The sequence below is a fragment of the Providencia sp. PROV032 genome, assembly GCF_028484875.1.
Classification (GTDB): domain Bacteria; phylum Pseudomonadota; class Gammaproteobacteria; order Enterobacterales; family Enterobacteriaceae; genus Providencia; species Providencia rettgeri_E.
The window spans coordinates 1-7,961 of sequence record NZ_JAMPSX010000049.1 but is presented as its reverse complement, the minus strand read 5'-3'; the positions used below and the strand labels follow the sequence as shown (position 1 = coordinate 7,961).

The following is a 7,961-nucleotide window of genomic DNA, read 5'->3' as shown; positions in this document are numbered from 1 at the left end:
TTTAGAAGTTTTCTTCTAACCGGTTTGTCGTGACAACGGATGCGCATTATAGGGAGTCGAAAAATTCTCGCAAGTGTTTTTTTGATTTATTTTACCAAGCGATGATTTATTAAACAAATAATGCAAAATAACTACATTTTGTTGAAATTACGACCTACAACTGTTCAAATTCCGCAGCGAATTCGGCAACCTTTTCCCAGTTAGTATACTCAATCTCTGTTTTCGGGTCAGTTGGGCCGTCTGTCATTTTCATAATTAAGCGGATCATCATTCTATCAAACCATGTATAACGCGGATAAAACAGCGCTCCAGCAAAAACAGATTTCAATGTTGGCTTCCAAGGACACGCTTCTAAAAACTTCCGTGTATACGCGTTAGTTTCAGCCGTATTCTTACCTTCTTTTCTTGCCGTTAAGTTTACAGCAAAAAAACCAGTCTTCATTGAGTTCAATTGATTTTGATGAGCTCCCACAAAACGTTGCAGTTTTTTATTGAAATGCCCATAACGAATGGATGCCCCTACTAATACTTTCTCGTAGCCTGATAAATTAAACTGTTGGTCAGTATTTAAATCACGAATATCACATTCACGACCCGAGCTTCTCAGTTGTTCCGCCATTTTTAAAATGATTTTTTTAGTTTGCCCGTCTGTACTGGAATGTAAAAGTAAATAGCTCATTATCGTTCCTAGATTATTATCATTTCTATATAGATAGTCTTATATATAGATTGCACTCAATTATTCACGCCAGAAAGTTGGAGTCAGTAACACTAATAAAGTAAACACTTCTAAACGCCCAAATAACATAGTCACCACTAGAATCCATTTACCCGTTGGATTCATTGACGTAAAGTTATCTGCAACAGTCCCAAGGCCTGGTCCCAAATTATTAAGTGTGGTTGCTATTGCTGAGAATGCGGAAAATTCATCAACACCTGTTGCAATCAGCAATAATAAGCTGACGACAAAAACAAGTGCATAGGCAGAAAAGAACCCCCAAACCGCTTCGATGATCCTTTCAGGCAATGCACGCTGCCCCAGTTTGATCGTGTAGACCGCATTTGGGTGAACTAAACGCTTTAATTCACGCGAACCTTGCAAGAAAAGCAACAAGATACGAATAACTTTTAGTCCGCCCCCTGTTGAACCTGCACATCCCCCCATAAATGCGGCACATAATAGAAGCATTGGTAAGAAAAGAGGCCAACCGGAAAAACTGTCTGTCGTAAACCCTGCGGTTGTTGCCATCGATACCACTTGGAAGAACGCCTGATCAAGTGTTTGCCCGAAGCTACCATAAACTGAATGGTACATAAGTATTAAAGTACAAATCACCACTAAGACAAATTGGAAGCTGATGAACATTCTAAATTCGGGATCGCGCCAATAAATCCCCAAACTACGTCCAGTTAGTACTGCAAAGTGTAAACCGAAGTTACAACCAGAGATAATCAGGAAAACACCAATGATAGTGTTAATTGCTGGACTGTTGAAATAACCAATACTGGCATCATGGGTTGAAAACCCGCCGATAGCGATAGTCGAAAAACTGTGAGAAATGGCATCAAAAACATCCATTCCGGCTATCCATAAAGCGACTGCACAGGCAATCGTGAGCAGTACATAGATTAGCCATAATGTTTTTGCCGTTTCTGCAATACGAGGCCGCATTTTATTGTCTTTCAACGGGCCCGGCATTTCTGCGCGATATAGCTGCATACCCCCAACGCCCAGTAGCGGTAAGATAGCAACAGCAAGTACGATGATCCCCATCCCCCCTAGCCATTGAAGCATCTGCCGATAAAATAAAATGGCTTTGGGCAAGGAGTCAAGCCCTGTTAACGTTGTCGCTCCGGTGGTAGTCAAACCTGAAAACGATTCAAAAAAAGCATCAGTGACCGACAGGTTGGGTCTTTCAGAAAAGATAAAAGGCAATGCTCCTACACTTCCCAGTACCGTCCAAAATAAAACAACAATAAGAAAACCTTCTTTTGCTTTAAGTTCGTGCCGGCTATTACGGGTTGGTAGCCACAAAAAAAGACCAATTAGCAAAGCAGTAACAAAAGTCTGGCTAAAAGCTCGCCCTGCGCCATCACGATAAATTAGCGCAACAATACCTGGAATAACCATGGTAAAAGAAAAGATAATGACAAGCAGCCCGACTATGCGGGTTATTGCACGAAAATGCATTCGGCAGGTTCCTTGATAAAACTGTTTACTATTCCGATTCTGGCGTGAGCGCTAAGGCCCCACGACTTATATCGCGTAATTTATCATTGACCTCCTGCTCAAGAGTAGCAGGAATTGCAATTTGTAAAGAGACAGTTTCATTATAATCACTGTGCAAAACCGTGCCATTCACCTGAGCAAGCAATTGTTCAATCGCATTAATCAATGAATAGTCACACACTAAATTAAAGATTTTTTGTGGTACTTTTGTCTTTGTCGGTAATATTTTTAATGCTTGCTGGGCACCATTTCCATAGGCTTTAACTAGCCCACCCGTTCCCAGTTTTATCCCACCAAAATAACGCACAACAACACAGGTAACCTCCCCTAGGTTGCTCCCTAATAGTTGCGCCATGATAGGTTTTCCCGCCGTTCCTGTTGGTTCACCATCATCAGAAAACCCCAGCTTTTGTGAATCATCAGGACGACCAGCAACAAATGCCCAGCAATGGTGCCGAGCATCTGGGTATTGAGCTTTAATTGATTGAATATAATCTTTTGCCGCGTCAATACCATCTGTATGAGCTAAATACGTAATAAATTGGCTTTTTTTGATCTCTTCTGTAAACGAAATGGTTTCAGCCGGTATTAAATAAGGTTTCATTAACGTAAATGTAAGTCTCGAGTCATATTTTCAATACGATTTGCATGGATCACGATATTATCTTCAATGCGGATCCCACCGTAAGGTTTGAAGAACTCGATTTTATCCCAATTAAAATGCTGGCTGAACTCCCCATTTCGCCATTCAGATAATAAGGATTCAATGAAATAGAGTCCAGGCTCAATAGTTAACACCATTTTAGGCTCTAAAACACGAGTACAACGTAAGAATGGATACATCTTAGGAGCCGCGAGATGTGTACCCCTGTCATCTTGCATAAAGCCTGCAGCATCATGAACTTGCAAACCAAGAGGGTGCCCTAAACCATGAGGCAAAAATGGCGTTGTTAAGCCACTCTCCACCATAGACTCTTCGGTAATACCTTTAACAATATCATGCTTAATCAGTATTTTAGCAACCCTGTGATGCATATCCACATGATAGTCTGTATAACGTACACCCGCCTTGATCGTATCAATTAGAGCAAGTTGTTCCGTATTGACATCCGCAACCAATTCAGCAAATTCATCTTTACCCTTCGCTGCATAAGTTCTCGTAATATCAGCAGCATAACCATTATATTCTGTACCTGCATCAATAAGAAAACTGTACAGTTCATTTGGCACAGTTTGTTGCAGCTTAGTGTAATGTAACACTGCTGCATTTTCATTCAGCGCAACAATGTTTCCATAAGGCACATTGGTGTCTCGATGCCCAGTCGACTGCAAGTAACTGGCATTAATGTCAAATTCACTCATGCCTGCACGGAACGCCTCAAGAGCCGCAATGTGCCCATTTACGGCCATTTTTTGAGCTTCACGCATGCAGTAAAGTTCATAATCTGTCTTATAAGAGCGATGATAATGATAGTAATCTAAAACCAATTTGGGATTAATATTATGCAGAGAAATCCCTAAAGACTCGGCTCTTTCTGCTGATGAGCCTATGTAAGCAACATTTTCTTTTGAAATATTAGCAAGAAACGTTTTGATATCATCCGCATTTTTTAAATGGATTAATTCAATATCTTTAGTCCAAAAACTATTCGGTAATGGCTCAACACTATGCCAATAGTCAACAGGGGAATAAAACCATAACTTAGGTTTATTTACGCCATCAACTAATAACCATGAATGTGGAACATCGGTGACAGGTACCCACGCTTTAAAATGAGGGTTAACTTTAAACGGATAGTCGCTATCATCAAGAAAGATGCGTAGCGGTTCACCTGAATGAATCAATATGGCATCTAATTCGCTGCGCTGTAAAACTTGCTGAGTTCTGTTTTGTAACGTTTTAATGTGTTCAGCGTAGAGTGCAGTCAGTTTTTCCATTTCTTTCAACCTTTCAGCATTAATTAGAAAAATTAAGCTTACCACGTTCTGTTATTAACGGATATGCACTCTGTTGCAAACTCACAATAATCAATTGATATATAATGAATTTATCATCTAAAACATTAATTATTTCACTTAATTGCTGTGACCAACCTTCCATTTTTGTTATTAAAAGTTTGCAATTAATTAACATTCTAGTCACACTCAACTCATCTGGTCGTACCAGATAACATTACCACGTAGAGGAGAGCAGAATGCTTTATCAAAGTGACACTATTTATATTCAATGGTTGAAACAAGGGATTGCAGAACTGGTTTTTAATTCACCAGGGCCAATTAATAAATTGGATACCCACACCGTTGCTTCACTTGATGAAGCCGTGTCTGTTCTTGAACAACAAACCGAACTGCAAGGTGTAATTTTCCGCTCTGATAAACCCGCTTTTATTGTCGGTGCTGATATCAAAGAGTTTCTTTCGCTTTTCGAAGCGTCAAAAGAAACACTAAGTGATTGGTTACACTACGCTAATAGTATTTTTAATCGCATCGAAGATCTGCCTGTTCCAACGATTTGCGCCATTAATGGCTATGCATTAGGTGGTGGCTGTGAATGTATTTTATCCACTGATTTCCGTATTGCCTCTCCAGATGCTCGAGTTGGACTCCCTGAAACGAAACTTGGGATCATGCCTGGTTTTGGTGGCTCAGTTCGGCTACCTCGATTAATTGGTTTGGATAGCGCATTAGAAATTATTACTGCGGGTAAAGATGTTGATGCCTCCCAAGCTTTAAAACTCGGTCTTATCGACGCAATTGTTAACACAGAAGCACTCCCACAATCAGCTCTTCAAGTCATTGAATCTGCGGTTGCAGGGGATTTTAATTGGCAGCAAAAACGCCAACCCAAACTTAGTCCTCTGCAATTGAAACCTATTGAGCAAACAATGAGTTTCAATGTTGCTAAAGGCATGGTGTATAAGGTTGCTGGAAAACACTATCCAGCCCCTATGGCTGCTGTGAACACGATTGAAAAAGCAGCAAATTGCACTCGTGATGAGGCATTGAAGCATGAAACAGCTGCATTTGTCCCTCTGGCACATAGTGATGTTGCGCGTGCGTTAGTCAGTATTTTTCTAAATGACCAGCAAGTTAAGTCAAACAGTAAAAAAATCGCACAACACGTTGATATTCCAAAACATGCTACCGTATTGGGTGCTGGGATTATGGGTGGCGGTATTGCTTATCAATCAGCCAGCAAAGGCGTACCGGTCTTAATGAAAGATATTAATGTTAAGTCATTAGACTTAGGAATTGAAGAGGCTCAAAAGCTATTAAATAATCAATTCGAACGCGGAAAAATTACAGCGGCTAAAATGGCGGCAACCTTATCATCTATTCATCCCTCATTATCTTATAGCGGGGTGGAAAATAGCCAAATCGTCGTTGAGGCTGTTGTTGAGAATCCGAAAGTTAAAGCAGCTGTATTGTCTGAAGTTGAATCTCTAGTAACAGCAGAAACTATACTGGCCTCAAATACGTCAACGATTCCAATTTCAACTCTCGCAAAATCACTAAAGCGCCCAGAAAACTTCTGCGGTATGCACTTTTTTAACCCAGTGCATCGGATGCCATTAGTCGAAATTATCCGGGGAGAACAAACTTCTGATAACACGGTTGCTAAGGTTGTTGCCTACGCCAATAAAATGGGTAAAACCCCTATTGTTGTCAATGACTGCCCTGGCTTCTTTGTTAACCGAGTCCTTTTCCCTTACTTTGCTGGCTTTAACTTGCTGTTACAGGATGGAGCCGACTTTAGAGAAATAGATAAAGTCATGGAAAAAGAGTTTGGCTGGCCAATGGGGCCTGCTTATCTCCTTGATGTTGTTGGTATTGATACCGCTTTTCATGCGGAACAAGTTATGGCCCAAGGTTTTCCTGAAAGAATGGGGAAAAAAGGAAAAAATGCCATCGATGTAATGTATGAACAACAACGATTTGGCCAAAAGAATGGCCAAGGGTTTTATCAATATGAAAAAGATAAAAAAGGGAAACCGAAAAAAATTGATGACCCTAGGACTGATGAACTACTAGCTACTATTTGTCCAACAAAGCGCTCATTCACCAAAGAAGAAATTATTGCTCGAATGATGGCTCCCATGATTAACGAAGTGGTTCGTTGCTTAGAGGAAGGTATTATTCAAAGCCCTTCAGATGCAGATATTGCTTTGGTCTATGGGTTAGGTTTCCCGCCATTTAGAGGCGGAGTGTTCTGCTATTTAGATACCTTAGGTAGCCAGTCTTACTTGAAAACGACGGAATCTTTGCAGCACTTAAGCCCGCTATATCACGCACCTAGTGGCTTAAAAGAAAAAGCGGCTACCAATGCAAGATATTACCCACAGCCACCTGTCGTGGCGATTGATGTCAAAAAAGTTGCGAGAGGTTAATTTTATGGAAAATGTCGTCATTATTGATGGAATACGTACACCAATGGGCCGTTCAAAAGGTGGGGTGTTTCGCCATGTTAGAGCTGAAGACCTTTCTGCACACCTCATGAATGCAATTTTTGAACGTAATCCAAACGCAAGTAAAAAAGAATTGGATGACATTATCTGGGGTTGTGTTCAGCAAACACTGGAGCAAGGGTTTAATATTGCTAAAAATGCAGCATTGCTCACGGATATTCCTCATACCGTTCCTGCAGTTACAGTAAACCGTCTTTGTGGTTCATCAATGCAAGCAATACACGATGCAAGCCGGTTAATTATGACTGGTGATGCTAAATCAGTACTCATTGGTGGAGTGGAGCATATGGGTCACGTACCAATGACTCATGGTATAGATTTCAACCCTAAGCTGACTTTACACGTTGCTAAAGCCGCAGGTGCTATGGGTCTAACCGCTGAAATGCTTGCCAAAATGTATAAGATTAGTCGAGAAGAGCAAGATGCATTTGCGTTAAGGTCTCACCAACTTGCTGCCTTAGCGACGGAAAAAGGGAAATTCAATAACGAAATCGTCCCAATTAGTGGCCATGATGCTACAGGTAACCTCATTTCAGTCAATTATGATGAAGTGATTCGTTTTGATGCAAATCTCCAAGGTTTAGCCGCTCTTCGCCCCGCTTTCGACCCTGTTAGTGGAACGGTAACTGCAGGTAATTCATCGGCTCTTTCTGACGGTGCATCTGCGATGTTACTGACCAGCGAAAGTTATGCCACTCAGCAAGGCATTAAGCCTCGAGCTAAAATACGTGCGATGGCTGTTGTTGGCTGCGACCCATCAATCATGGGGTTTGGGCCAGTGCCAGCAAGTGAACTGGCTTTGAAACGTGCAGGGCTAACTTTAAATGATATTGATATTATTGAATTAAATGAAGCTTTCGCCGCGCAATCTATCGCATGCCTAAAAGGCTTGAATCTATCAGAAAATCAATTAGATGATAAAGTAAACCTCTGCGGGGGAGCGATTGCGCTGGGGCATCCTTTGGGGTGTTCAGGGGCAAGGATTTCAACCGCATTGCTTAATCAATTAGAACAAAACGATAAACAATTTGGTTTAGCTACGATGTGCATCGGGTTCGGCCAAGGTATTGCTACAATTATTGAGCGTGTTTAACAGTTTATTTTTAGTTTTCGCAAACATTGTATTTGTCGATGTTCCCGCCTAGTCAGGGGCGGGTTTTTTTTACCCTTTTTGCCTAAATAGCGACAACAAGTATATTGAGACTATCGATAAGCTGCCAGTAAATACCCCTTATAGGTGCCTACAAAAGCCTGTGGCTAGGGCT

At 41.1% G+C, this 7,961-nt stretch carries 6 protein-coding genes; 2 read left to right on the top strand and 4 right to left on the bottom strand.

Going from position 1 to position 7,961, the window contains the following annotated elements:
* Nucleotides 1–154 precede the first annotated feature (154 nt).
* Genes hemG through pepQ form a run of 4 tightly spaced genes read right to left on the bottom strand, consistent with a single transcriptional unit; the run spans nt 155 to nt 4,168 of the window.
* Nucleotides 155–679, bottom strand: a complete 525-nt coding sequence (gene hemG, locus PSF42_RS20165; protein WP_125892755.1) for a menaquinone-dependent protoporphyrinogen IX dehydrogenase — start codon at nt 677–679, stop codon at nt 155–157.
* 60 nt (nt 680–739) lie between these two features.
* Entirely contained in the window at nt 740–2,191 is a 1,452-nt protein-coding gene (gene trkH / locus PSF42_RS20160) for a Trk system potassium transporter TrkH (protein ID WP_272680541.1), read from the bottom strand.
* A gap of 28 nt (nt 2,192–2,219) precedes the next feature.
* Nucleotides 2,220–2,834 (bottom strand): IMPACT family protein, encoded by a 615-nt coding sequence (locus tag PSF42_RS20155; RefSeq protein ID WP_125892759.1) that lies wholly within the window; start codon nt 2,832–2,834, stop codon nt 2,220–2,222.
* Nucleotides 2,834–4,168 carry a Xaa-Pro dipeptidase gene (gene pepQ / locus PSF42_RS20150; protein ID WP_125892761.1) on the bottom strand — a complete coding sequence of 445 codons (1,335 nt, stop codon included), beginning with the start codon at nt 4,166–4,168 and terminating at the stop codon, nt 2,834–2,836. The genes PSF42_RS20155 and pepQ overlap by 1 nt, the downstream gene beginning before the upstream one ends.
* A gap of 257 nt (nt 4,169–4,425) precedes the next feature.
* Here pepQ and fadB point away from each other — a divergent pair, with 257 nt between their 5' ends.
* Both fadB and fadA read left to right on the top strand, forming a co-directional pair.
* Nucleotides 4,426–6,618 carry a fatty acid oxidation complex subunit alpha FadB gene (gene fadB, locus PSF42_RS20145; protein ID WP_272680540.1) on the top strand — a complete coding sequence of 731 codons (2,193 nt, stop codon included), beginning with the start codon at nt 4,426–4,428 and terminating at the stop codon, nt 6,616–6,618.
* A 4-nt stretch (nt 6,619–6,622) separates the two neighbouring features.
* Nucleotides 6,623–7,789 (top strand): acetyl-CoA C-acyltransferase FadA, encoded by a 1,167-nt coding sequence (gene fadA / locus PSF42_RS20140; protein WP_213913960.1) that lies wholly within the window; start codon nt 6,623–6,625, stop codon nt 7,787–7,789.
* Nucleotides 7,790–7,961: the final 172 nt, after the last annotated feature.

Bases quoted from the DNA above. Each gene is read 5' to 3' on its own strand.
- trkH (WP_272680541.1), bottom strand. From the start codon at position 2,191: ATGCATTTTCGTGCAATAACCCGCATAGTCGGGCTGCTTGTCATTATC.
- fadB (WP_272680540.1), top strand. From the start codon at position 4,426: ATGCTTTATCAAAGTGACACTATTTATATTCAATGGTTGAAACAAGGG.
- hemG (WP_125892755.1), bottom strand. From the start codon at position 679: ATGAGCTATTTACTTTTACATTCCAGTACAGACGGGCAAACTAAAAAA.
- fadA (WP_213913960.1), top strand. From the start codon at position 6,623: ATGGAAAATGTCGTCATTATTGATGGAATACGTACACCAATGGGCCGT.
- pepQ (WP_125892761.1), bottom strand. From the start codon at position 4,168: ATGGAAAAACTGACTGCACTCTACGCTGAACACATTAAAACGTTACAA.
- PSF42_RS20155 (WP_125892759.1), bottom strand. From the start codon at position 2,834: ATGAAACCTTATTTAATACCGGCTGAAACCATTTCGTTTACAGAAGAG.